Genomic DNA, 23,206 nt, shown 5'->3' with positions numbered 1-23,206 from the left:
ACTGGCGCTCACCAACCACTCGCGGCCTGTTCGTAACTTGCAACTTCTCGTCGCCTTATTGCGTCGATCTGCTCTCACACTTTAGAGTGACCGCAATCACGTGACAGCCGTCGCGACCCCGAGAAGAGGCTTGAGATGAGCAGTCCCTGGTCCCGGACCGTGTCCCGCCGCACGTTGTGCCTGATAGCCGCGGGAGGTCTGGCACTCTCGCTGGCCGCCTGTGGCGATGGGGACACCGCCGCCCAGACCGGCGGCAAGGTGAAGATCACGGTCACCGGCCAGCCGCCGACCAGCCAGCCGTTCGAGCGCAGCGTGTTCGACGCCGACGTCAAGGAGTTCGAGGCCGCCCACCCGAACATCCAGATCGAGCCCCACGAGGGGTTCATGGACCCGAAGACGTTCTCCGCGAAGCTCGCCGGCGGGCAGCTCGAGGACGTCTACTACGTCTACTTCACCGACCCCGCGCAGATCATCGCGCGCCGTCAAGCCGCCGACATCACGGAAGCCGCGAAGAGCGTTCCGCACATCAACGACATCAAGCCGGAACTGCTCGACAACTTCCGGGACGCGAGCGGCAAGCTCTACGGCCTGCCGACCATGAACTACACGATGGGCCTGGTCTACAGCCGTCCGCTGTTCCAGAAGGCCGGGCTCGACCCGGACAAGCCGCCGACCACCTGGGACGAAGTCCGCGCGGACGCGAAGAAGATCGCCGCGCTGGGCAACGGTGTCGTCGGGTATGCCGACTACAGCAAGAACAACCAGGGCGGCTGGCACATGACCGGCTGGATGTACTCGATGGGCGGCGACATCGCCCGCAAGGACGGCGACAAGTGGGTCGCCGACTTCGACAACGAGAAGGGCAAGCAGGCCCTGCAGTACCTGCACGACATGCGCTGGACCGACAACTCCATGGGCGCCAAGCAGCTCCTCGAAGCCACCGACGTCCAGCGCATGATGGGCGCCGGCCAGCTCGGCATGTACATGGCCGCCCCGGACAACGTCCCGGTGCTCGTCAAGCAGTTCAACGGCAAGTACGAGGACTACGGCATCGCCGGCATGCCCGGCGGCCAGGGCACGCTCCTCGGCGGCGAGGGCTACATGATCAACCCGAAGGCCTCGCCGGACAAGGTCAAGGCCGGCCTCGAGTGGATCCAGTGGAAGTACCTCAACCCGGACCGCTTCGAGAAGCACATCCAGCAGTACGTCGACGGCAAGCAGCCGGTCGGCCTGCCCGCGGAGCCCACTCCGGACGTCTGGACGGGCTCGGTCCGCGAGCAGCAGCTGGCCCTGAAGGCCAAGTTCGCCAACGTCCCCGCGAAGAACTACCAGTCCTACGTGGACACGACCAGCAAGATCAAGGGCAGCATCGAGCCGCCGGGCGCGCAGCAGATCTACGCCGCCCTCGACAGCGTGATGCAGGCGGTCCTCACCGACCAGAACGCGAACCTCGACCAGCAGCTGTCGTCCGCGTCCTCGAAGGTCAACAGTGTCCTCGCCCAGGTCAAGTAGCCTCCTCGCCTGGCCCGCGACGTCTTCGTCGCGGGCCAGGCGCCCGGTTGCCTCGCCGGAAGAACGCCGCCGCACCGGCCTCAAGCGCAAGCTCAAGGAGAACCTCACCGCGTACGGCCTGCTCTGCGCCGCGCTCGTGGTGTTCGCGCTCTTCTCCTGGTACCCGATCGTGCGCGGCGTGCTGCTGAGCTTCCAGCAGGTCGACTTCGTCAACGCGCCGACGTGGGTCGGGTTCGACAACTTCCAGCGCCTGTTCGACGACCCGCTGTTCGGCGTCGCCTGGCGCAACACGCTGCTGTTCACCGGGCTGGCGCTGGTCTTCGGCTTCGCCGTCCCGTTCCTCACGGCCGTGCTGCTCAACGAGATCCGGCACGCGAAGGCGTTCTTCCGGCTCGCCGTCTACCTGCCGGTGATGCTGCCGCCGGTCGTGACGGCGCTGATGTGGAAGTGGTTCTACGACCCGGGTCCCGGCCTGTTCAACTCCGCGCTCGGCGCGGTGGGCCTGCCCGGCGGCCAGTGGCTCGACTCGTCCACCACCGCGATGCTCTCCCTGGTCTTCGTCTCGACGTGGGCCAACATGGGCAGCACCACGCTCATCTACCTGGCCGCGCTCGGCACGATCCCCGGCGAGCTGTACGAAGCCGCGGAGCTCGACGGCGCCGGGCTGTGGAAGCGGTTGCGCCACGTGACGTTCCCGCAGACGCGGTTCGTGCTGCTGGTGCTCCTGCTGCTGCAGATCGTCGCGACCATGCAGGTGTTCACCGAGCCGTACGTGATGACCGGCGGCGGGCCGGACGACTCGACGGTCACCGTGCTCCTGCTGCTCTACCGGTACGCCTTCGTCTACAACGACTTCGGCTCGGCGAGCGCGATGAGCCTGCTGCTCTTCATCGCACTCGGCGTGTTCTCGGCGTGGTACGTCCGGCTGACGCGGAAGGCGGACCAGTCATGAGGACCCTCGTTTCCCCCGGCGCGTTGCGCAGCCCGCGCGGCAAAGTCGTCTACGGCGTCGTCTTCGCCTGCACGCTCGCGGTGTTCGTCCTGGCCTTCATGTTCCCGCTCTACTGGGTGATCACCGGCGCGATGAAGTCCCCGCAGGAGCTGGCGCAGACACCGGCGACGCTCGTCCCGCACGAGTGGCACCCGGAGACCTTCGCCGACGCCTGGAGCCAGCTGAGCCTGGGCAAGTACTTCCTCAACACGCTCGTCGTCGCCGGTGGCGCGTGGCTGGTGCAGCTGGCCATCGACGTCCCGGCCGCGTTCGCGCTGTCGAAGCTGCGGCCGAAGTTCGGCAACGTCGTGCTCGGGTTGATGCTGGCCACGCTGATGCTGCCGGCCACGGCATTGCTCGTGCCGACGTACGTGACGGTGACGGACCTGCCGCTGCTGCACCTCAACCTGATCAACTCGCCGACCGCGGTCTGGCTGCCCGCGGCGGCGAACGCGTTCAACATCTACCTGCTGAAGCGGTTCTTCGACCAGATCCCGGACGAGCTGATCGAGGCGGCGCGCATCGACGGCGCCGGGCCGGTGCGCACGCTCTGGCGGATCATCCTGCCGATCTCGCGGCCGATCCTGGCCGTGGTGTCGATCCTCGCGGTGGTCACCGCGTGGAAGGACTTCATCTGGCCGCTGCTGGTGTTCCCGGACACCGAAAAGCAGACGCTCTCGGTGATGCTGCAACGGGTGGCGATCGACATGCCGCTCAACGTGCTCGTCGCCGGGATGGTGCTGGCCAGCCTGCCGATGGTGGCGCTGTTCCTGGCGTTCCAGCGGCAGATCCTCGCCGGGCTGACCGCCGGCGCCGTCAAGGGCTGAGCCGCACCCGGGGTTTCCACAACGACTAGGAGGGCACTTTCGTGACCGACAAGACCGGCTGGTGGCGGAGCGCGGCGATCTACCAGGTCTACATCCGCAGCTTCGCGGACGGCAACGGCGACGGCATCGGCGACCTCGCCGGCGTCCGCGCCCGGCTGGACCACCTGGCCGACCTGGGGATCGACGCGATCTGGTTCACCCCGTGGTACCCCTCGCCGATGGACGACGGCGGCTACGACGTCGCCGACTTCCGCGACATCGAGCCGCTCTTCGGCACGCTCGCCGAGGCGGAGGACCTGATCGCCGAGGCGCACGCGCGCGGCATCCGGGTGATCATCGACATCGTGCCCAACCACTGCTCCGACGAGCACCGGTGGTTCCAGGCCGCGCTGGAGGCGGGCCCGGGATCGCCGGAGCGGCAACGGTTCTGGTTCCGGCCCGGCCGCGGACCGGACGGCGCCGAGCCGCCGAACAACTGGAAGTCGCGCTTCGGCGGGTCCGCGTGGACGCGCGTCGGAGACGGCGAGTGGTACCTGCACCTCTACAGCTCGCGCCAGCCCGACTTCAACTGGGACAACCCGGAGATCCGCACGGAGTTCGAGGACGTGCTGCGGTTCTGGTTCGACCGCGGGGTGGACGGCTTCCGCATCGACGTCGCCGACGGGCTCGTGAAGGACCCGCGGCTGCCCGACGTCGACGAGGGCGACGAGACGCCGTTCTCCGACATGGAGGGCCTGCACGAGATCTACCGGTCGTGGCGCAAGATCGCCGACAGCTACGCGGGCGAGCGCGTGCTGGTCGGCGAGATGTGGCTGCCGGACATGTCCCGCGCGGCGCGCTACCTGCGCCGCGACGAGCTGCACTCGGCGTTCAACTTCGACTTCCTGGTGTGCCCGTGGGACTCCGCGCGCTTCCGGGACGTCATCTCCCGGACGTTGCGCGCGCACGACGAGGTCGGCGCGCCGGCCGCGTGGGTTTTGTCGAACCACGACGTCACGCGGCACGTCACGCGTTACGGCCGCCAGGGTGACACGGGGTTCAGCTTCGCGAACCGGCTGCACGAGCTGCCGGTGGACCTCGAGCTGGGCACCCGGCGGGCCAGGGCGGCGGCGCTGCTGACGCTGGCGCTGCCCGGCGGCCTGTACGTCTACCAGGGCGAGGAGCTGGGGCTGTGGGAGATCCTGGACATCGCCGACGACCTGCGCCAGGACCCGGTGTGGGCCCGCACGAACGGCACCGACCCTGGCCGCGATGGCTGCCGCGTGCCGATCCCGTGGTCCGGCGACGAGCCGCCGTTCGGCTTCGGGTCCGGGGACGCGTGGCTGCCCCAGCCGGCGGAGTGGAAGGCCTACACGGCGGAAGTGGAGGCGGCGGACCCGGCGTCGATGCTCTCGCTGTACCGCGACGGCCTGCGCCTGCGGCGGGACCTCCCGGCGGGTGAGCTGGAGTGGCTCTCCCTCGGCGACGACGTGCTGGCGTTCCGGATCGGACCGGAGTTCACGTTCGCGCTGAACTTCTCGGCCGCCCCGGTGCCCCTGCCTTCGGGTGAGGTGCTGCTGGCCAGCGGGCCGGTCGACGCGCAGCTGCCCACCGACACCGCCGTCTGGCTGCGGTCCTGAAACGCACCGGAGGCCGTCGCCGAGCGGACTCGGCGGCGGCCTCCGGTGGATCAAGCCCTACTTCGTGAGCTGCAGGACGTCGATGCCGCGGACGTTGTCGGCCACGTAGACGTACTTGCCGTGCCAGTACGGCGCCCACGCGCTCGCGTCACCCGGGCGGTAGTACGCGATCTGGCGGGGGTTCGTCGGGTCGCTGACGTCGAGGAACCGGGTGCCCTGCGCGTAGAACGACTGCACGAGGATCTTGCCGCGGACGTCGAAGTAGTGCGCGGAGCAGTCGTCCGACGCCGGGTCGCTGCCCTCCTGGCCGTTGACGCCCCACGTGCCGACGCTCTGCAGGCGGAACGGCTGCTCGGGCGTCGAACGCCAGCCTTCACCGTGGTAGGAGCCCTTCAGCGACGAGATCGTCAGGACGCCGTCGCCCGCGCAGCCGTCGACGAAGTTCTCCTCCGTCGCGTAGATCAGGTCCTGGCCGCGCCACGCGCCGTCGCCGATGCGGTTCCCGGCCGGGTGGAAGCTGTTGTGCATGAACCGCGAGGGCGCCGCGGTCTCGGCGATGCCACCACCGGCGTACGGCACCGGCTCGTGCGCCGTCGCGCGACGGATCCGGCCGGTCAGCGGGTCTCGGTGAATCCCGGAGGTCCAGTAGCCGCGCACGCCGCCGCGGCCGGACACCCAGGCCACGCCGTCGCCGTCGACCTGGACGTCGTGCACGTAGTCGGTCTTGCCGTCGTTGCGCGCCAGCTCGATCGGCTGCGGGTTCACCTTGGGGTGACGCGGGTCGCGGACGTCGGTGACCCAGATCGGGCGGCCGCCCCAGTCGGCGGGCTGGTCGTCGGCCTTCGCCGGACCACCGGTCCACAGGTACCGGCAGCCGTCGACGCAGCTGGTCGTGTGCCCGGCCGGGACCTTCGTGTAGCTCAGGATCGCCGGAGCCTCGGGCTTCGAGACGTCGACGACGTAGATGCCGGACTCGCCGGTGTGCGTGGTGCCGCCGAACGCGCGCGGGTCGCGGGACAGGAACACCAGCTTGCGGGCCTGGTCGACCTCGGTGTCCTCGGTCTCCCACAGCCCCGGCAGGCTGACCTGCCCGACCAGCTTCGGCGCGGCCGGGTTCTTCGTCAGGTCGTAGACCTTCAGCCCGAACTCGCCGGAGACGACCATGACGTCGCGGCGGCCGTAGTCGAGGAAGTTGACCGAGATGGCGCCGGCGGCGTCCGGGACGTTGCCGACGGCTTTGACGTTCTTGATCGCCCCCGGGTCACCCAGGGTGCGGGTGGCGGGAACTGCGGGTTTGTCGTCTTCGCCGCAGGCGGCGGCCGGAAGCCCGGTCGCGACCAGCGTGGCGCTGACGGTGACGGCGGCGAAACACGACCGGAGCCAGGTGCGCACGAAACCTCCCAGAACGCGTGATCCCGGGGAACGGTACGACGGAGATCAACCGGACACAACCGCCTTTGGTTGCCTCCTGACTGGTAGGACTGGCGCATGCGCTTGCTCGTCCTGCTCGCCTCGCTCGCCACGGTGGTCCTCGCCGTCACGGGCTGTTCCGATTCCGACGCCGCCCGGCCCGGCGTCCTGTCCGCCGGCATCCGCGAGCCCGCGACGCTGCTGCCCGCCGACGTCACCGACCAGGCCGGCCGGCTGGTGACCGGGGCGCTGTGGACCCCGCTCGCCGACTACGACGCGGCGACCGGGAAGCTCACGCCGCGCGCGGCCGAGTCGATCGAGAGCACCGACCGGGTGCACTGGACGGTCAAGCTGCGGCCGGCGACGTTCCACGACGGTACCCCGGTCACCGCTCAGTCCTATGTGGACACCTGGAAGGCGATTGCCGCTTCGCAGTGGTCGTCCGCGCCGGTGCTGACGAAATTGTTGCGCGCCCGCGAGATCCGGGCGTCCACTCCGGACACGATCACGCTCGCCCTGGATCGCCCGTCCGGCCAGGTGCCCGCGCTGCTCTCGGCGCCGGGCCTGGTGCCGCTGCCCGCGTCGGTGCTCACGTCGCACGACTGGAAGGGCTTCGCCGCGGCACCCGTCGGGAACGGCCCGTACCGGCTCGACGGCGCGTGGCGGCCCGGCTCCGGCGGCACACTGAAGCGCGTCGGTTCCGGGCAGGCCGAGGAGATCGAGCTGCGCGTCGGCGATCCGACGGCCCAGTACGACGCGGTCAAGGCGGGCACCCTCGACCTCGCCACCGAGGTCCCCGGCGAGAAGCACGACGCCATGCACGGCGACTTCGGCGAAGACCACCACGCGACCTGGGCGCTGCCGCGGGCCGGCTACCTGGCGTTCCCGGTGGCGAACCCCCGCTTCGCCGACGCGACGGTCCGTCACGGCTTCGCACTGGGCGTCGACCGCGCGGCCCTCGAAGCCGGGCCGCTCGCCCACCAGGTCGACCCGGCCAAGGCACTGCTGCCGCCGGCGGACGCACCCGGCGAGCGATCGGGCACGTGCCGCCCGTGCAGCTTCGACGCGGCGGCGGGCAAGGCCCTCCTGCGGCAGGCAGCCTTCCCCGGCGGCGCGACCGTCTACTTCGGACCTTCGACCGAGGCCTGGACGCGGACGCTGGTCGTCGGCCTGCACAAGTCGTTGGACGTTTCGGTGACCGCGCAACCCTTGTCCGGCCCGCCGGACGGACCGTCCACACTGGACGTCTCACTGGCCACCGCGAGCCCGTACGAACTGCTGTCGACGCTGGCCGCGGCGTCGGGGTACACCGACGAGGTGTTCCGCCAGAACCTGGCACTCGCGGACGCGGCGGCGACGCCGGAGGAGTCGGGCGAGCTGTACCGGCTGGCGGAGAACCAGCTGCTGCGCGACCTCCCGGTGGCCCCGCTGTGGTCCGGCCACGGCCACGCGGTCTGGGCACCCCGCGTCCACGACGTCCTGACGACGCCGTTCACCGGCCCGGCGCTGGCCGGAATCGGGGTCTCGTGACCTGGGACCCGGCGCCGCTGCCCGAGGTCGTCGAGCTGTTCTCGCGCCTCCGCGCGCCCTGGTGGATCGCGGGCGGCTACGCGATCGAGCTCGCGGTCGGGCACGCGTTCCGCAACCACGGCGACGTCGACGTCCTGCTCCTCCGGCGCGACCAGCTCGCGGTCCAGGAGGCACTGACGACGTGGGAGTGGTGGGCGGCGGACCCGCCCGGCACGCTCCGGCCGTGGCGGCGCGGCGAGCTGCTGCCGCCCGGCGTCGACGACATCTGGTGCCGCCCGTCGGCGTCGGCGCCGTGGCGGATCCAGGTCATGCTCGACGAGACCGAAGGCGACTCGTGGATCTCTCGCCGGGACCCGGCCGTGCGGCGGGCCGTCACGGAGCTGGGCGCGGTCACGGCGGACGGAATCCCCTACCTGGCACCGGAAGTCCAGCTTTTCGTCAAGGCCCGGCACCCCCGCCCCAAGGACGAGCTGGACTTCTTGGCGGCGCTGCCGGTCCTGGACGACTCCCAGCGGCAGTGGCTCGCGGACGCACTCGGGCGCACGTACGGCTCGCACGCCTGGCTCGACCGGCTTTAGACCACGGCGTGCTCGACCAGGGTGTCGATGAACGCCGTGGTCAGCGGGTCCGGCGCGGCCCGCGTGTAGGCCGCCAACGTCCGGCGCACCGATGTCGAAGGCCGCAAGACTCGCCCCTCGAACCTCGCCGGCAGGACGTTCGCCGGAACCAGCGCCGGCCCCAGACCCGCCGCCGCGAGAGTGGGAGCCGCCGCCGTCTGCTCGGTGCGGACCGCCGCTCGCGGGCGGAACCCGGCCGCCGCGCAGGCCGCGTCGACCAGCTCCGCCAGGCCGTTGCCCGGCGCGTAGTGCACCCACGCGCAGTCCGCCAGCGTCGCGAGGTCGACCTCACCGGTCGCGTCGTCCTCCGAAGCACCGTCCGCCGGGAGCACCACCACGAACTCCTCGACCCCCAGCTCGCGCACCGGCCCCGGCCAAGGTGACGGCAGCGGGCCGAGCGCGACGTCGGCCTCGCCCGCGGCCATCGCGTCACGCAGCTCGTCGGCGTGCCGGAACTCGAGCAGCCGGACGTCGACGCCGGGCCGGTCGCGCCGCCACACGCGCAACGCCGGTGGCAGCACGCCGAGGCTCATCGAGTAGACCGTCGCCACCTGCAGCTCCCCCGCCGTCGTGCCGGACGCGAGGCGGGCGGCGCAGCGCGCGCGTTCGGCGTCGGCCAGCGCCGCCCGCGCGTGCGGCAGCATCGCCCGGCCCATCGGCGTGAGCCGCACGCTGCGGGGCAGCCGTTCCAGCAGCGGCCCGCCGAGGCCCTGTTCGAGGGCCCGCATCTGGTGCGACAACGCGGGCTGCGTCACGTGGAGCTGCTCGGCCGCGCGCGTGAACGAGCCGGTGTCGACCACCGTGACCAGGTACTCGAGCTGCCGCAGGCTTGTCATGAACTCAACTTATCGCAACGGTGAGAACTAAGCCTTGGACTTATCGCGAGCGCGTGACCAGCCTGGAGGACATGGAACGCAAGACAGCCCTGGTCGCCGGGGCGAACGGGATCATCGGCCGGAACCTCGTCGAGCACCTCGAAGCCGACGGGCGCTGGGACGTCATCGGGCTCTCCCGTCGCGGTGGTCTCGCCGTCGACCTGCTCGACGCCGCCGACACGCGGGCGAAGGTCGGCGCGCTGACCGGGGTCACGCACCTCTTCTACGCGGCGTACCAGGACCGGCCGACGTGGGCCGAGCTGGTCCCGCCGAACCTGGCGATGCTGACGAACCTCGTCGAGGCCCTGGACCCGGCCGCGCTCGAGCACGTCAGCCTGATGCAGGGCTACAAGGTCTACGGCGCGCACCTCGGCCCGTTCAAGACGCCGGCACGCGAGACCGACGCCGGGCACATGCCGCCGGAGTTCAACGTCGACCAGCAGCGGTTCCTGGAGCGGCGAGGGGGTTCGTGGTCGGCGATCCGGCCGTCGGTGGTCGGCGGCACGGCGTTGGGCAACCCGATGAACCTCGCGCTGGTGATCGCGGTGTACGCGTCGATCTCGAAGGAGCTCGGTCTGCCGCTGCGGTTCCCGGGCAAGCCCGGCGCGTACGACAGCCTGCTGGAGATGACGGACGCGGGCCTGCTGGCCGACGCGACGATCTGGGCGACGGGCCAGGAGGGCGCGTTCAACATAGCGAACGGCGACCTGTTCCGCTGGCGCGAGCTGTGGCCGAAACTGGCGGCGTACTTCGACCTCGAAGTCGCGCCCCCGCTGCGGATGTCCCTTGTGGACGTCATGGCGGACAAAGCTCCACTGTGGACTTCGATGGTCGCTCACCACGGCCTGTCGGTGTCCTACGCGGACGTGTCGGCCTCGTGGGGCTTCGGCGACTTCGTGTTCGGCTGGGACTACGACATGTTCGCGGACACGTCGAAGTCACGCCGCGCGGGGTTCCACGGGTACGTGGAGACGGAGCAGATGTTCTACCGGCTCTTCGACGAGTTCCGGAAGGCGCGGGTGATCCCCTAGCCGCGGCCGATGAACGGCATGGTCGTCGCGGTGACGGTGAGGAACTGGACGTTGGCGTCCAGCGGCAGCGAAGCCATGTACCGCACCGCGTCGGCGACGTACCGGACGTCGAACGTCGGCTCGGCGATGACCCGGCCGTCGGCCTGCGGGATGCCCGCCGCCATCCGCTCGGTCATCTCGGTGGCCGCGTTGCCGATGTCGATCTGCCCGCACGCGACGTTCCACGCGCGGCCGTCGAGCGAGATCGAGCGGGTGAGGCCGGTGACCGCGTGCTTGGTCGCGGTGTAGGCGACGCTGGCGGGGCGCGGGACGTGGGCGGAGATCGAGCCGTTGTTGACGATCCGGCCGCCGCGCGGGTCCTGGTCCTTCATCAGCCGGACGGCCTGCTGCGCGCAGAGGAACATCCCGGTGAGGTTGACGTCGACGGTCCGTTTCCAGTCCTCGACGGACAGATCGGCCACGGTCCCCGCGGCGCCGATCCCGGCGTTGTTGACGAGCAGGTCGAGCCGTCCCCACCGCTCGCGAACCGCGGCGAACAACTCGGCGACGGAGTCTTCCCGCGCCACATCGGTGGGCACGACGAGGGCACCTTCGAAGTCCTCGGCGGTTTCCTCGAGAGCTTCGGAACGCCGTCCCGCCAGGGCGACCGACCAGCCGTCCTCGAGAAGGGCCCGCGCCACCGCCCGCCCGATGCCCGAGCCGGCCCCGGTCACCACTGCCGTCTTCGCCATCACGCCTCCTAGACTGCCCGCATGGGACTTCGCGAGCGCTTCCAGGCCGGGCTGGCCCGGCAACTCGGCCACCCTAGCGGCCTGCGCGGACGTCTGGTCGGGTCGGCGCTCAACCGCCGGAACCGGGAAGCGGTCGTGAAAGCGGTCGCAGCGCTGGAGCTGTCGGACGGCGAAACGGCATTGGACATCGGCTTCGGCGGCGGGCTGGGTCTTTCCTTGCTCCTGGGGAAAGCCGGCGAGGTGCACGGCGTCGAGGTCTCGGCGACGATGCTCGAGCGGGCACGCGGGACGTTCCGCGGGGAGATCGCCGCGGGCAGGCTGGTGCTGAGCGAGGGACCGATGACGGCACTGCCCCTCGACGACGATTCCGTGGACGCGATCGTCACGACGAACACGGTCTACTTCGTCGACGACCTCGCCGCGGCGTTCGCCGAGATCGCCCGGGTGCTCGCCCCGGGCGGGCGCTTCGTGCTGGGCGTCGGCGATCCGGACCTGATGGGCCGCGCGCGGATGCTGACCGAGAACGGCTTCCGCATCCGGCCCCTGCCCGAGCTGGAGGCGGCGCTGACCTCGGCCGGGCTGAGTGTCGTCCGGCACGAACGGTTCGCCCACAGCGGCCTGGGCTTCCACCTGCTGGTCAGCGGCAAATAGCGGGGCCCGGCGCACGCCGGACCCCGCCACGAACCTACTTCGCCGCCACGCCCAGCGCCGCGAGGGCCGGGCCGGCCATGATCACGCCGTTGCCCGTCACTGTGTCGAACCCGGGCGTACCCAGGTCGATCGCCGAGGACACCAGCGCCGAGCGGATCTGGGCCGGGGTCGCCGTCGGCTTGCCCGACAGCAACAGCGCCGCGATCGCCGCCGCGTGCGGGGCCGCCGCCGACGTCCCGTAGAACGGCTGGAAGCCCGTCACCGACGTCGCCACGCCGTCGGCCGCCGTGATGTCCGGCTTGCTGCGGGTCGTGCCCCCCGTCGAGGACACGTTGCCGGCCGTGATCGCCGTGCCGTCCGCGTTGTAGAACAGGTGGCGCTTGCCGTCGGAGGAGAAGCGCTCCCACTTGCTCGCCGCGGTGAACTGGCCCGGGTACGGGCCCGCCGGGTTGGCCGGGTCACCGGTCTCCAGCGGCCGCGTGAACGCCGGGCCGGCCGGGGCCGCCGCCACGCTGAACGCGTTCGCCGCCGCCGAGTGGCCGTTCGTGACTCCGTTGGTGCTGAACGCCTTCAGCGAACCCGAAGCCACGAACCGGCCGCGGATCACGTTGAGCGCGATGAACCGGTCGGCACCGCTGTACTTGACCACGGCCACCTTGTAGCCGGAGCCCGTGGAAGGCACCGAAGCGATCTCGTACGGGTTCTGCGAGCCGGACTGGCCGTTCTCGCTCGACGCCACGACGCTGCCGGCCGAGTTCAGGATGAACAGGTCGTAGTCGTTGGCGGACTTGCCCCACGGGTCGGACCAGAACAGCGTCACCGGCTTGCCGAGCGAGCCGGCCGAAAGCGCGTCGAAGTTCTGCGTCGTGGTGCTCGGATCGAAGTCGTGCGGGGTGCCGGTGACGCCGCTGATCTTCGACGACGAGGCGCGGAAGTCGCCTTCGTAGTAGCCGCTGGTGCCGTCGGTCGCGTTGCCCGAGTTGCCGGCCGAGGAGAAGTACAGGACGCCGGCCGCGGTGACCTCGTTGACCGCCTGCGCGACCTGCGTGTCCTGGAACGGCGACTCGTCGAAGTAGGCGACGTCGTCGACGATGATCGTGCAGTGGCCGGTGGTGCGCAGCGCGCGGATGTTCGCGGCGAAGCTGGCTTCGCTCGTGAACGCGGTCGCGAAGCCGAGCGCGGCGTTCGGCGCGAGGTCGTGGACGATCTCCAGCATCGCGGTGCCTTCGTCGCCGCTGCCCTTCTGGCCGGACAAGACGTCGACCGTGGGCAGCTCGCCGGCGCTCTGCGACTTCGCGAGCGAGTCGACGCCGTCGGAGAGCACGCAGACCTTGACGCCGGAACCGCTGACGCCGTAGGTGGTGCGGGCGGTGTCGGCGCCGTGCGCCTTGTCGCCTTCGGACACCTGGGTCGCGGCGGCGGCCTGCGCGGCGGCGACGCGGAAGTCGCGGTTGCCCTGCTCGCTCCAGGTCGTCGCCTGCGCGGCCGGCTTGATCTCGGCGACGTCGGCGCGGCCGGCGATCGCGTCCACGGCGGACAGCGGGAGGTCGGCGCGGACACCATCGGGTGAGGCGAAGCGGACGGTGCCGCCCGCGGCCTTGACCGCGTTCGCGACGGCCTGGTCACGGGTGGCGGTGATCTCGACGGAGACGGTGCCGGCGGTGCTGACGCCGAGGCCGGAGCGGTAGTCGGGCAGCTTCGCGGCCAGGGAGCGGTCGGCCCGCAACCGCTTCTCGACGACCAGTTGGCTCGATTGCTTGCGCTCGGCGGGGGTCAGGCTCTTCTTGATGCTCTGGAGCGCGTTGATGCCCGCCTCGGTGCGCGCGGTCGCCGCGTCCACCGTGGACGGCTGCGCCACCGAAACCCCCGTCGTCAGCAGCAACGCACCGACCGTCAGCGGAACCGCGTGCGCGGCGACCCGGCTGAATCTCACCATCGATTTCTCCCTGCGCTACTCGGTCACTCGACCGAATGACACCCGACCGGGTGTAATGGGGAGAATCTAAGGAGTGACCGGACGGGGAACCAGCGACCAAAGTCGGGAACGTCCGTGCGCCCACATGCTGGAACACCCGCGGAAATGTGAGAACGTTTCGCCGCACCGGAACTGTCGGTACCCCGCCGTACGCTCCACGGCGTGGACAAGATCGAAATCCTGCGCGCCACGGCCGGCCAGGCCGATGCCCTGACCGCGTTGATGCTCGCTTCTTCGGCCTACCAAGGCGACTACGCGTCCATCCTCGACGGCTACGCGGTCACGCCCGGCTACGTCGAGCGCAACCCGACCTTCGTGGCCATGGCCGGCGACGAGCTGCTCGGCTTCTACTCGCTGCTCGAAGCCCCACCGGAACTCGACATCCTGTTCGTGGCGGACGCCGCGCAGGGGCTCGGCCTCGGGGCGCGCCTGGTCGCGCACCTGCTCGGGGAAGCCCGCGCGCGCGGCATCACGAGCCTCCGCGTCGTCTCGCACCCGCCCGCGCTCGCGTTCTACCTCCGGATGGGCGCGCGGCGCACCGGCACGATCCCGCCGTCCCCGCCCAAGGTCCGGTGGGAGCGGCCGGAGCTCCGCTTCGACGTCCCTACAGGTTGATCATGTGCCCGGCGAGGCCGTGCAGAGCTTCCTTGACCGCCTCGCCCAGCGTCGGGTGGGCGTGGACGTTCCGGGAAACCTCGTGCACCGTCAGGTCCCACTGCTGGGCCAAAGTCAGCTCCGGCAGCAGCTCGGTGACGTCCGGACCGATCAGGTGCCCGCCGATCAGCTCCCCGTACTTCGCGTCGCTGATCAGCTTCACGAACCCGCCCGCGTCACCGAGGCCCTGGGCCTTTCCGTTGGCCGTGAAGGGGAACTTGGCGACGCGGACGTCGAAGCCCTTGTCGCGCGCCTGCTCCTCCGTCCAGCCGAAGCTGGCGATCTGGGGCTGGCAGTACGTCGCGCGCGGGATCATCGGGAAGTCGAGCTCCATCGTCTCGGCGCCCGCGATCGTCTCCGCCGCCACCACGCCCATCGACTCCGACGCGTGCGCCAGCATCAGCTTCGCCGTGACGTCGCCGATCGCGAAGATGTGGTCGACGTTGGTGCGGCCCCGGCCGTCGATCGCGATCGCGCCGCGGTCGGTCAGTGCGACACCCGTCTTCTCCAGGCCGTAGCCCTCGACCCGCGGCTGGAAGCCGATGGCCTGCAGCACCTTGTCGGCCTCGAGGACCCGCGTGCCGTCCTTCTCCGAAGTCACCGTCACCCGCACCGACGAACCGGATTCGTCGATCGACTCGACGCGGGTCGAGGTCAGCACCTTGATGCCGAGCTTGCGGTAGCGGCGCGCCAGCTCCGCCGACACCTCGGCGTCCTCCAGCGGCACCATCCGGTCGAGGAACTCGACGATCGTGACGTCGACGCCGTAGTTGTGCAGCACGTAGGCGAACTCGACGCCGATCGCGCCCGCGCCGGCGATCACGATGCTCGACGGCAGCTCGCTCGAAAGGATCTGCTCTTCGTAGGTCACCACGCGCGAGCTGCGCGAGGTCCCCGGCAGCAGGCGGGTCGTGGCGCCCGTCGCGATGATGCAGTGCCCGAAGGTCACCTGCGAGCCGTTCACCTCGAGGGTGTGGTCGTCGACGAACGTGCCGTGCCCGTCGAACTCGGTGATCTTGTTCTTCTTCATGAGGAAGTGCACGCCCTTGACGCGCCCGTCGGCGACCTTCCGGCTCCGCTCGTAGGCGGCCGTGTAGTCGACGCGGATCGGGCTGTCGGAGGAGATGCCGAACGCCTTCGCCTCCTGCGTCACGACGTGCGCCAGCTCGGCGTTGCGCAGCAGCGCCTTCGACGGGATGCACCCGACGTTCAGGCAGACGCCACCCCAGTACTTCTCCTCGACCACCGCGGCGCTCAGCCCCAGCTGCGACGCGCGGATCGCCGCGACGTAGCCGCCCACTCCGGCCCCCAGTACGACGACATCAAAGTGTTGTGCACTCATACGCCCGAAACTACCCCTTCGGGCAGGCACGGGCGGGGTGACGCGGACCTCAGGCGGCGACCGGCGGCTCCTCGCCGCGCAGCGTCACCAGCAGCGCGGTCACCGCCGCCATGATGCGGGCCGTCGCCTCCTCCAGCACCTCGCGGGTGAGCGGCTTCTCCAGCAGGTCGGACAGGTCGACCGGCGGTCCCGCCACCAGCTCGACCGTCTTGCGGGGCACCCCGCGGGGGAACCAGGCCGTCGACGGCAGCAGGTGGTGGGTGCCCCAGTTGGCCACCGGGATCACCGGCGCGCCGGTCGCCAGCGCGGCGCGCACGATGCCGGTCTTGCCGCGCATCGGCCAGCCGGCCGGGTCGTTCGAGAACGTGCCTTCGGGGAAGACCGCGACGCACTCGCCGTCGCGCACCGAGGCGACGAGGTCGCGGTAGGCCTCCGCCGCCGTCGCCGCGCCGCGGTACACGGGGATGTGCCGCCCCGAGCGCATCACGCGGCCCAGGACCGGCACCTTCCACAGCGACGCCTTCGCCAGGTAGCGCGGCACGCGGCCGGCGGCGAGGCAGAACGCCGTCAGCGTCGCCGGGTCGGCGAACGACAGGTGGTTCGACGCCACCAGGACCCCGCCGGACTTCGGGATGTGGTGCGAGCCGCGCACCCGGAAGCGGGTCGTCTGGACGAGGAACTGCCAGACCACCTCGATCGCGAAGCTGTACCAGGCACCCCGGCCGGCCCGGGCGAAGCGCCGGCCGTAGGCGAGCATCTGGCGACGGGTGAGCAGCTCACCCTCGCTGTCGAGGGCGGTCCAGCGGTTCATGACTGTCATTCGTAGCCGACGACCGGCCGGATCGGCCCGCGCACCGGCCGAACGCGGCGCAGATCACACGCGCTCGAGCACGACCACGGGGATGTGGCGGTCGATCTTCTTCGTGTACTCGTCGTAGTCCGGCCAGACGGCGGCGAGCTTCTTCCACACCTTCGCCCGCTCCTCGCCCTCGATCGTGCGGGCGCGGGCCTTGAACTTGTCGGCCTTGATCTGGACCCCGACCTCGGGGTTCTCGACGAGGTTCAGGTACCACGCGGGGTGCTTCGGCGCGCCGCCGGCGGAGGCCACGACCACCGGGTTGCCGTCGGCCTCCTGGTAGATCAGGGCGAGCTTGCGCTCCTGGCCGGTCTTGCGGCCCTTCGTGGTCAGCAACAGCGTCGGGACGCCTTCCTGCCACTCGTGACCGACTTCGCCGTCGGTCTCCTCGTAGCGGCGGATGTGCTCATCACCGAACAGCATGCGGGAATCCTTTCGCGGTCGATCGGAAGTGGCGTACTCACTACTTGAGGATTCTCCTTGTTACCAGGACACGGACTTTCGCTGATCTTCCCCCGTGCTTCCCTCGGTCAATTCACTCGTTCGGGTCAGGTCCCCCGGCCAGCGGCTTCTCCCGGCCCACCCCCCTCCCAGTAGATTGCACCGACCGAGCTTGCGGAGACACCCGAAACCGATCTTGGAGGAGCCAGCCATGAAGGCCCGGCCGCACGTGACACTCGAAGACGTGGCACGCAGCGCGAACGTCTCGCTCGCGACGGCGTCGCGGGTGCTCAACGGCACCGCGTCCGTCCGCGCCGACCTGCGGGAGCGGGTGTCCGCCGCCGCGGCCGAGCTGGCCTACGCCCCGAATGCGCACGCCCAGGCGCTGGCCGGCGGCACCCACCGCACGGTCGGCGTGATCTGCCACGACGTCAGCGACCCGTACTTCGCCGCGATCGCCGGCGGGGTGATGCGGGTGGCCACCGACAACGGGCTGCTCGTGATGCTGGCCGGCACCTTCCGCGACCCCGACCGCGAGGTCGCCTACGTCTCGACGCTGCGCGCACAGCGGGCCGCGGCCATCCTGCTGATCGGCTCGGCGTTCGAGGACCGCGCGTGGGAACGCGCGATGGCGGCCGAGCTGGAGCCGTACCGCCGCGGCGGCGGGCAGGTCGCGGCGGTCAGCCGTCACCGCGGGCTCAAGATCGACACCGTGCAGCCGGACAACAAGGGCGGCGCCGCCGCGCTGGCGAAGGCGCTGGTCGGCCTCGGCCACAAGCGGTTCGCCGTGCTCGCCGGCCCGCGGAAGCTGAGCACGGTCATCGACCGGCTGGCCGGGTTCACCGACGCGCTCGCCGAACACGGCATCACCCTGCACGAAGACGACGTCATCGAGGCCGCGTTCACCCGCGACGGCGGCTACGAGGCGACGAAGCGGCTGCTCGCCGGGCGCAAGCGCAAGCTGCCGACCTGCGTCTTCGCCGTCACCGACGTGATGGCGATCGGCGCGCTGACGGCGTTGCGCGAGGAAGGCCTGTCCGTGCCCGGCGACATCTCGGTCGCCGGGTTCGACGACATCCCGGTGGTCCGCGACCTCGCCCCGGCGCTGACCACCGTCCGGCTGCCGCTGGAGGAGCTGGGCGAACGGGCGATGGACCTGGCGATCAAGGGGGCCGGGGGCACCCGGCCGCGGACCGTCCGGCTGTCGGGCGAGGTCGTCCTGCGGGAGAGCACAGCGCGCCCCAAGCGCTGACCCGGACGGGCCTTGTCGTGCTCTGGCACAGGCCCTACCGTGGAGCCGAGAAAGCGCTTTCTGACTTGCGGAGGTCTCCCGATGCTCCTGCTCCCGGTTCCCGGCGGCGGGCTCGTGAACTGGTCACCGTCCGGCCCGGCGCTCCCCGAAGCAGCGGGCACGCCGCCGTCGTCCCGGATCGCCTACTCCGCCGTGCACGTCGTCGCGGACGCGCTCGCCGACGAGCCCGGCGCCGTCGACTGGGACACCACGCTGGCCTTCCGCGAACACCTCTGGGCTTGCGGGCTAGGCGTCGCCGAGGCCATGGACACCGCGCAACGCGGCATGGGCCTCGACTGGGCCACGACGAAGGAGCTGGTCACCCGCACCGGCGCGCTCGCCGCGGGACGGCGCTGGTGCGCCGGCGTCGGCACCGACCAGCTGCCACCGGGGACGGCGACCATCGCGTCCATTGTGGACGCCTGGCGCGAGCAGCTGGACCTGGTCGGCGGCGCCGGCGCGGTCCCCGTCGTGATGGCGAGCCGTGCACTGGCCGCCGCGGCGCAGGGCCCGGGCGACTACCACGCGGCCTACGGGAAGCTGCTGTCCGAGGCGGGCGGCCCGGTCCTGCTGCACTGGCTCGGCGAGCAGTTCGACCCCGCGCTGGCCGGCTACTGGGGCCACGACGACGTCCGCGCCGCGGCCCGTGAGCTGGCGACCCTGTGCGCCGAGCACGCGGGCACGATCGCCGGGGTGAAGGTCTCGGTGCTGGACGCCGAGGTCGAGACGGAGTTCCGGCGCGCGCTCCCCGGGAGCGTCGCCTGCTACACCGGCGACGACTTCCACTACCCCGAGCTCATCGCCGGCGACGAGCGGGGTCACAGCGAAGCCCTGCTCGGCATCTTCGACCCGATCGCGCCGGTCGCCGCGGCGGGGCTGCGCCGCCTGGACGACGGCGACCGCGCCGGCTTCCACGCCCTGCTCGACCCGACCGTGCCGCTGGCGCGCGAGATCTTCCGCGCGCCGACGCGGCACTACAAGACCGGCGTCGTCTTCCTCGCCTGGTTGAACGGTCATCAAGAGCACTTCCGGATGCTCGCCGGCAGCGAGTCCGCGCGCACGATCACCCACCTCGCGACGCTGCTGCGGCTGGCCGACGCGGCCGGCGTGCTCGCCGACCCCGAGCGGGCCGTCGCCCGGATGCGGCCGTTGCTGCGGGTCGCGGGGGTGGCGTGATGGACCCGCGGTTCAGCCTCAACCAGATCACCACCAAGGCCTGGTCGCTGCCCGAAGCGGTGGCCGGGTGCGCCGCGGCCGGCGTCGGCTGGATCGGGCTGTGGCGGGACAAGGTCGCGGAGACCGGCGTCGACGAGGCCGCACGCCTGCTGAAGGAACACGGTGTCCGGGTTTCCTCGTTGTGCCGCGGTGGGTTCTTCACCGGCGTGACGCCGGAAGGGTCCCCTGTGGACGGTGTCGCGCAGACGCGGGAAGCGATCGACGAGGCCGCAACGCTCGGTGCCGACGTCCTCGTGCTGGTCGTGGGCGGGATCGCGGGCAACGACCTCGCCGCGTCCCGGCAGCGCGTCGCGGACGCCGTGGGCGAGCTCGCGCCGTACGCCGGGGAGCGCGGCGTACGGCTGGGCCTGGAGCCGCTGCACCCGATGCAGTGCGCGGACCGGTCCGTGCTGTCCACTGTGGAGCAAGCACTGGCGATCGCCGTCGAGCACCCGGCGGAGCAGGTCGGCGTGATCGTCGACGAGTTCCACGTCTGGTGGGACCCGCGGATCGAGGAGTCGATCGCCGCGGCCGCCGGCCGGATCGCCGGGTTCCACGTGTGCGACGTCCTCGTGCCGCTGCCCGACCCGCTGCTCGGCCGCGCGCTGCCGGGCGACGGCCCGATCGACCACCGCCACCTGCGCGCCCACGTCGAGGCCGCCGGCTACACCGGCCCGATCGAGGTCGAGGTGTTCAACGCCGGGCTGTGGGCCCGGCCGGGGGCGGAGGTGCTGGCCGAGACCGTCGCGGCGTTCGAGCGCCACGTGGCCTGACCCGCCGGTAGGCTGGCTCCATCAGGCGGACGGGGGTCGCTCGGTGGCGGACGACGACGGGGCGGTCCGGAGCGTGCTGCGCGCGTTCGACCTGCTGGCCCACTTCACCGACCGCCGCCGGACGTGGTCGGTCAAGGACCTCACCGCCGCGAGCGGCCTGGCGAAGACGACGGTGCTGCGGCTGGTCGCCACCTGCGAGCAGCGGGGCCTGCTCTGGACGCGCCCGGACGGGCGGGTCACCGTCGGGCCGGGGATGCTGCGCTGGGCCCAGCTGGCGAACGCCGCGTGGCAGCTGCCCGAGCCGGTCCGCCAAGTGCTGCGCGAGCTGGCCGAGGAATACGGCGAAACGGTCAACTTGTACGTCCGCAGCACCGAAGTACTCGTCTGCGTGGCCCAGCAGGAGGGTTCGCGGGCCATCCGGCACGTCGGCCACGTCGGGGACGAGCTGCCGCTCGGGTGCGGCGCCGCCGGGAAGGTGCTCGCCGGCGCCGAGGGCGTCGCGGTCGGGCACGGCGAGCCGGAGCCGGGCGCGTCCAGCGTCGCCGCCCCGGTGCTCGACGCCGACGGGCGGCTGCTGGCCGCGCTGGCGGTGACCGGCCCGACCACGCGGTTCACGGCCGAGGCGGTGGCGGAGTTCGGGGCCGGAGTGACGGACGCCTCACGACGCATTTCGCGGATCGGTTTCGGTGGCCGGCCGGAGTAGAACGTAGGCTCCCGGCATGCCGAACCTGCTGGTGGTGGAAGACGACGCCGCGATCGGCAGCGTGCTCGAATCGACCCTGCGACTGCACGGTTACCAGGTGTGCTGGCGCCGCGACGGCCGCACCGCCCTGCAGGCCGCCGCGTCCGGCGACTTCGACCTGGTGCTGCTCGACCTCGGCCTGCCCGACCTCGACGGCGTCGAGGTCTGCCGCCGCCTGCGGGCCGCGCTGCCCGCGGCGGTACTGGTCATCCTCACCGCGCGGCAGGAGGAGATGGACGTCGTCGTCGGCCTCGACGCCGGCGCGGACGACTACCTGACCAAGCCGATCCGGCTGGGCGAGCTGCTGGCCCGGGTCCGCGCGCACCTGCGCCGCGGCGCGCCGGCCGCGGCCCGGCCCCCGGTGACCGTCGGCGGGCTGACCGTCGACATCGCCGGCCGCCGCGCCACCCTGGGCGGGCGCGAGGTCGTGCTGCGGGCCAAGGAGTTCGACCTGCTGGCGCGGCTGGCCGAGCAGCCCGGGGTCGCCGTCAGCCGCGAGACGCTGATGTCCGAGGTCTGGGACGCGCACTGGTACGGCTCGACGAAGACGCTGGATGTGCACATCGCGGCGGTGCGCCGCAAGCTCTCGTCGGCGGCCGGGCCCGACGCCGAGGTGCCCCGGATCGCCACCCTGCGCGGCCACGGGTACCGGCTGGAGGACCCCGCCCGGACCGTCGCCGAAGGCTGACCGTGCGCCGCCGGATCATCTCCTTGACGGTGCTGGCCGCACTGGTCGCGACCGTGCTGTTCGCGTTGCCGCTGTTCATCGCGGCCATGCAGTACTACCGCGACGACACCAAGGCGGACCTGGAACGGGCCGCGGACGCGACGGCGCTGGCCGTGGCGGACGAGCTGGCCTCCGGGCGCCCGCCGGTCCTGCCGCCGCTGGACGACGACGAAGCCGGCACCGAGGTCGGGATCTACGGCCCGGACGCGCGGCTGCTGACCGGCCGGGGTCCGGCCGTCGGCGGGTCGGTCGAGCGGCAGGCGGCGAGCGCCACGCTGGACGTCGTCATCGGCCGCGAAGCCGACGAAGTGGTGCTGGCGGTCCCGGTGCTCAACGGCGCGCGGGTGACCGGGGTGGTGCGCGCCGCGATCCCGATGTCGGAGCTGCGGATGCGGGTCGGGCTGACCTGGCTCGGCATGGCCGCGCTCGCGGTGGTGGCGATCGGGGCGAGCTGGCTGACGGCCCGGCGGTACACGACCCGGCTGGTCCGGCCACTGGAGGAGCTGGCCGCCGCGGCCGGGCGGCTCGGCGACGGCGACTTCACCGCCCGCGGCCCGCGAGCAGGGATCGCCGAGATCGACCGGGTCGGCGAGGCGCTGGCCGCCACCGCGACCCGCATCGGCGAGACCCTCGAGCGCGAGCGCGCTTTCTCCGCGGAGGCGTCCCACCAGCTGCGGACCCCGCTGACCGGGCTGCGCCTGCAGCTGGAGGCCGCACTGGAGACGCCGGACGCGGACCCCCGGGAAGCGATCCGCGCCGGGATCGCGTCCGCCGACCGGCTGGAACGCACCATCGAGGACCTCCTGGCACTGGGCCGCGAACGCCGGGCCCCGCGGGCCGAGCTCGACCTCGACGCCCTCTTGGAGGAGATCCGGCAGGCCGGCGAGGCGCTGCTCGCACCGCACGGGCGCACGCTGCGGATCACCCGCGAGGAGCCGCCGCCGGCGCGGGTGGCGGCCGCGGCGGTCCGCCAGGTCCTCGGCGTACTGCTGGACAACGCGGCGACGCACGGTCGTGGAACGGTGACGCTGGTCGCCCGCGACGCGGGGGACGCGCTGGCCATCGACGTCGCCGACGAGGGCCCCGACCTGGGCGAAAAGGACCCGTTCGCGACGGCGGCGGCCGGCCACGGCATCGGCCTGCGGCTGGCCCGCAGCCTCGCCGAAGCGGAAGGCGGCCGCCTCCGGCTCAGCCGCCCCGACCCCCCGACGTTCACGCTCCTCCTCCCGGCCGACGAACCCCCCACCCCGACGTGACGAACCGGGCATCACGCGTGACTGGACGGGCATCACACGTGTCTGGGGAGGCATCACGCGTGACTGGAGGGGCATCGCGCGTGATGCCCCTCCAGACACCGGTGATGCCCCGCTGATCACAGGTGATGCCCCGCCGGACA

22 protein-coding genes are annotated in these 23,206 nt (G+C 71.7%); 15 read left to right on the top strand and 7 right to left on the bottom strand.

The annotated features are described in order from the left end of the window. Window positions 1-135: 135 nt before the first annotated feature. The 4 genes from ACZ7OU_RS17880 to ACZ7OU_RS17865 are packed head-to-tail and all read left to right on the top strand — an operon-like array spanning window position 136 to window position 4,949. Window positions 136-1,512, top strand: coding sequence for an ABC transporter substrate-binding protein (locus ACZ7OU_RS17880; RefSeq protein ID WP_470255837.1), 1,377 nt, complete (start codon window positions 136-138; stop codon window positions 1,510-1,512). Then, window positions 1,490-2,464, top strand: a complete 975-nt coding sequence (locus ACZ7OU_RS17875; RefSeq protein ID WP_470240850.1) for a carbohydrate ABC transporter permease — start codon at window positions 1,490-1,492, stop codon at window positions 2,462-2,464. Before ACZ7OU_RS17880 ends, ACZ7OU_RS17875 begins: the two co-directional genes overlap by 23 nt. Further along, window positions 2,461-3,330 carry a carbohydrate ABC transporter permease gene (locus tag ACZ7OU_RS17870; protein ID WP_470255836.1) on the top strand — a complete coding sequence of 290 codons (870 nt, stop codon included), beginning with the start codon at window positions 2,461-2,463 and terminating at the stop codon, window positions 3,328-3,330. Before ACZ7OU_RS17875 ends, ACZ7OU_RS17870 begins: the two co-directional genes overlap by 4 nt. 41 nt (window positions 3,331-3,371) lie before the next feature. After that, on the top strand, window positions 3,372-4,949 hold the full coding sequence (locus ACZ7OU_RS17865; RefSeq protein ID WP_470255835.1) for a glycoside hydrolase family 13 protein: 1,578 nt from the start codon (window positions 3,372-3,374) through the stop codon (window positions 4,947-4,949). Window positions 4,950-5,006: 57 nt separating this feature from the next. Here ACZ7OU_RS17865 and ACZ7OU_RS17860 read toward each other — a convergent pair whose 3' ends face one another. Continuing rightward, complete coding sequence (locus ACZ7OU_RS17860) at window positions 5,007-6,341, bottom strand: LVIVD repeat-containing protein (protein ID WP_470255834.1); 1,335 nt, start codon at window positions 6,339-6,341, stop codon at window positions 5,007-5,009. Window positions 6,342-6,437: 96 nt separating this feature from the next. Between ACZ7OU_RS17860 and ACZ7OU_RS17855 the strand changes: the two genes are divergently transcribed. Together ACZ7OU_RS17855 and ACZ7OU_RS17850 are read left to right on the top strand one after the other, a co-directional pair. Further along, entirely contained in the window at window positions 6,438-7,889 is a 1,452-nt protein-coding gene (locus tag ACZ7OU_RS17855) for a peptide ABC transporter substrate-binding protein (RefSeq protein ID WP_470255833.1), read from the top strand. Beyond that, on the top strand, window positions 7,886-8,467 hold the full coding sequence (locus ACZ7OU_RS17850) for a nucleotidyltransferase domain-containing protein (RefSeq protein WP_470255832.1): 582 nt from the start codon (window positions 7,886-7,888) through the stop codon (window positions 8,465-8,467). The genes ACZ7OU_RS17855 and ACZ7OU_RS17850 overlap by 4 nt, the downstream gene beginning before the upstream one ends. Here ACZ7OU_RS17850 and ACZ7OU_RS17845 read toward each other — a convergent pair. Next, entirely contained in the window at window positions 8,464-9,342 is an 879-nt protein-coding gene (locus tag ACZ7OU_RS17845) for a LysR family transcriptional regulator (RefSeq protein WP_470255831.1), read from the bottom strand. The two genes, ACZ7OU_RS17850 and ACZ7OU_RS17845, sit on opposite strands and share 4 nt — an antisense overlap. 71 nt (window positions 9,343-9,413) lie before the next feature. Here ACZ7OU_RS17845 and ACZ7OU_RS17840 point away from each other — a divergent pair, with 71 nt between their 5' ends. Further along, the gene (locus ACZ7OU_RS17840) at window positions 9,414-10,412 is read left to right on the top strand and encodes an SDR family oxidoreductase (RefSeq protein ID WP_470255830.1); all 999 of its coding nucleotides are present in this window, start codon (window positions 9,414-9,416) and stop codon (window positions 10,410-10,412) included. On the opposite strand, the gene ACZ7OU_RS17835 is transcribed toward ACZ7OU_RS17840, so the two are convergent. After that, window positions 10,409-11,143, bottom strand: coding sequence for an SDR family oxidoreductase (locus ACZ7OU_RS17835; protein ID WP_470255829.1), 735 nt, complete (start codon window positions 11,141-11,143; stop codon window positions 10,409-10,411). The two genes, ACZ7OU_RS17840 and ACZ7OU_RS17835, sit on opposite strands and share 4 nt — an antisense overlap. A gap of 21 nt (window positions 11,144-11,164) precedes the next feature. Here ACZ7OU_RS17835 and ACZ7OU_RS17830 point away from each other — a divergent pair, with 21 nt between their 5' ends. Next, window positions 11,165-11,794 carry a class I SAM-dependent methyltransferase gene (locus tag ACZ7OU_RS17830; RefSeq protein WP_470255828.1) on the top strand — a complete coding sequence of 210 codons (630 nt, stop codon included), beginning with the start codon at window positions 11,165-11,167 and terminating at the stop codon, window positions 11,792-11,794. A 34-nt stretch (window positions 11,795-11,828) separates the two neighbouring features. Here ACZ7OU_RS17830 and ACZ7OU_RS17825 read toward each other — a convergent pair whose 3' ends face one another. Further along, window positions 11,829-13,730, bottom strand: a complete 1,902-nt coding sequence (locus tag ACZ7OU_RS17825) for a S8 family serine peptidase (protein ID WP_470255827.1) — start codon at window positions 13,728-13,730, stop codon at window positions 11,829-11,831. Between the two features lie 261 nt (window positions 13,731-13,991). Between ACZ7OU_RS17825 and ACZ7OU_RS17820 the strand changes: the two genes are divergently transcribed. Continuing rightward, window positions 13,992-14,384, top strand: a complete 393-nt coding sequence (locus ACZ7OU_RS17820; RefSeq protein WP_470255955.1) for a GNAT family N-acetyltransferase — start codon at window positions 13,992-13,994, stop codon at window positions 14,382-14,384. Here ACZ7OU_RS17820 and lpdA read toward each other — a convergent pair. From lpdA to ACZ7OU_RS17805, 3 genes are all read right to left on the bottom strand, one after another. Next, window positions 14,374-15,765 (bottom strand): dihydrolipoyl dehydrogenase, encoded by a 1,392-nt coding sequence (gene lpdA, locus ACZ7OU_RS17815; RefSeq protein ID WP_470255826.1) that lies wholly within the window; start codon window positions 15,763-15,765, stop codon window positions 14,374-14,376. The genes ACZ7OU_RS17820 and lpdA overlap by 11 nt on opposite strands. A 49-nt stretch (window positions 15,766-15,814) precedes the next feature. Beyond that, window positions 15,815-16,576, bottom strand: a complete 762-nt coding sequence (locus tag ACZ7OU_RS17810) for a lysophospholipid acyltransferase family protein (protein WP_470255825.1) — start codon at window positions 16,574-16,576, stop codon at window positions 15,815-15,817. Window positions 16,577-16,639: 63 nt separating this feature from the next. After that, entirely contained in the window at window positions 16,640-17,044 is a 405-nt protein-coding gene (locus ACZ7OU_RS17805; protein ID WP_470240864.1) for a nitroreductase family deazaflavin-dependent oxidoreductase, read from the bottom strand. A gap of 229 nt (window positions 17,045-17,273) precedes the next feature. On the opposite strand from ACZ7OU_RS17805, the gene ACZ7OU_RS17800 reads away from it, so the two are divergent. The 6 genes from ACZ7OU_RS17800 (at window position 17,274) to ACZ7OU_RS17775 (ending at window position 23,066) form a co-directional block, all read left to right on the top strand. Next, window positions 17,274-18,314, top strand: a complete 1,041-nt coding sequence (locus ACZ7OU_RS17800; protein ID WP_470240865.1) for a LacI family DNA-binding transcriptional regulator — start codon at window positions 17,274-17,276, stop codon at window positions 18,312-18,314. 81 nt (window positions 18,315-18,395) lie between these two features. After that, window positions 18,396-19,529 (top strand): dihydrodipicolinate synthase family protein, encoded by a 1,134-nt coding sequence (locus ACZ7OU_RS17795; RefSeq protein ID WP_470255824.1) that lies wholly within the window; start codon window positions 18,396-18,398, stop codon window positions 19,527-19,529. Next, window positions 19,529-20,341 (top strand): sugar phosphate isomerase/epimerase family protein, encoded by an 813-nt coding sequence (locus ACZ7OU_RS17790; RefSeq protein WP_470240867.1) that lies wholly within the window; start codon window positions 19,529-19,531, stop codon window positions 20,339-20,341. Before ACZ7OU_RS17795 ends, ACZ7OU_RS17790 begins: the two co-directional genes overlap by 1 nt. Window positions 20,342-20,384: 43 nt before the next feature. Further along, complete coding sequence (locus tag ACZ7OU_RS17785; RefSeq protein ID WP_470255823.1) at window positions 20,385-21,044, top strand: IclR family transcriptional regulator; 660 nt, start codon at window positions 20,385-20,387, stop codon at window positions 21,042-21,044. 16 nt (window positions 21,045-21,060) lie between these two features. Further along, window positions 21,061-21,771 (top strand): response regulator transcription factor, encoded by a 711-nt coding sequence (locus ACZ7OU_RS17780; RefSeq protein WP_470255822.1) that lies wholly within the window; start codon window positions 21,061-21,063, stop codon window positions 21,769-21,771. 2 nt (window positions 21,772-21,773) lie between these two features. Then, window positions 21,774-23,066, top strand: a complete 1,293-nt coding sequence (locus ACZ7OU_RS17775; RefSeq protein WP_470255821.1) for a sensor histidine kinase — start codon at window positions 21,774-21,776, stop codon at window positions 23,064-23,066. The last annotated feature ends 140 nt before the right edge of the window (window positions 23,067-23,206 follow it).

The sequence above is a fragment of the Amycolatopsis sp. NPDC114505 genome (genome assembly GCF_055633615.1).
Note: the sequence above shows the minus strand (reverse complement) of the source record. Positions and strands in the feature narration are given on the sequence as shown.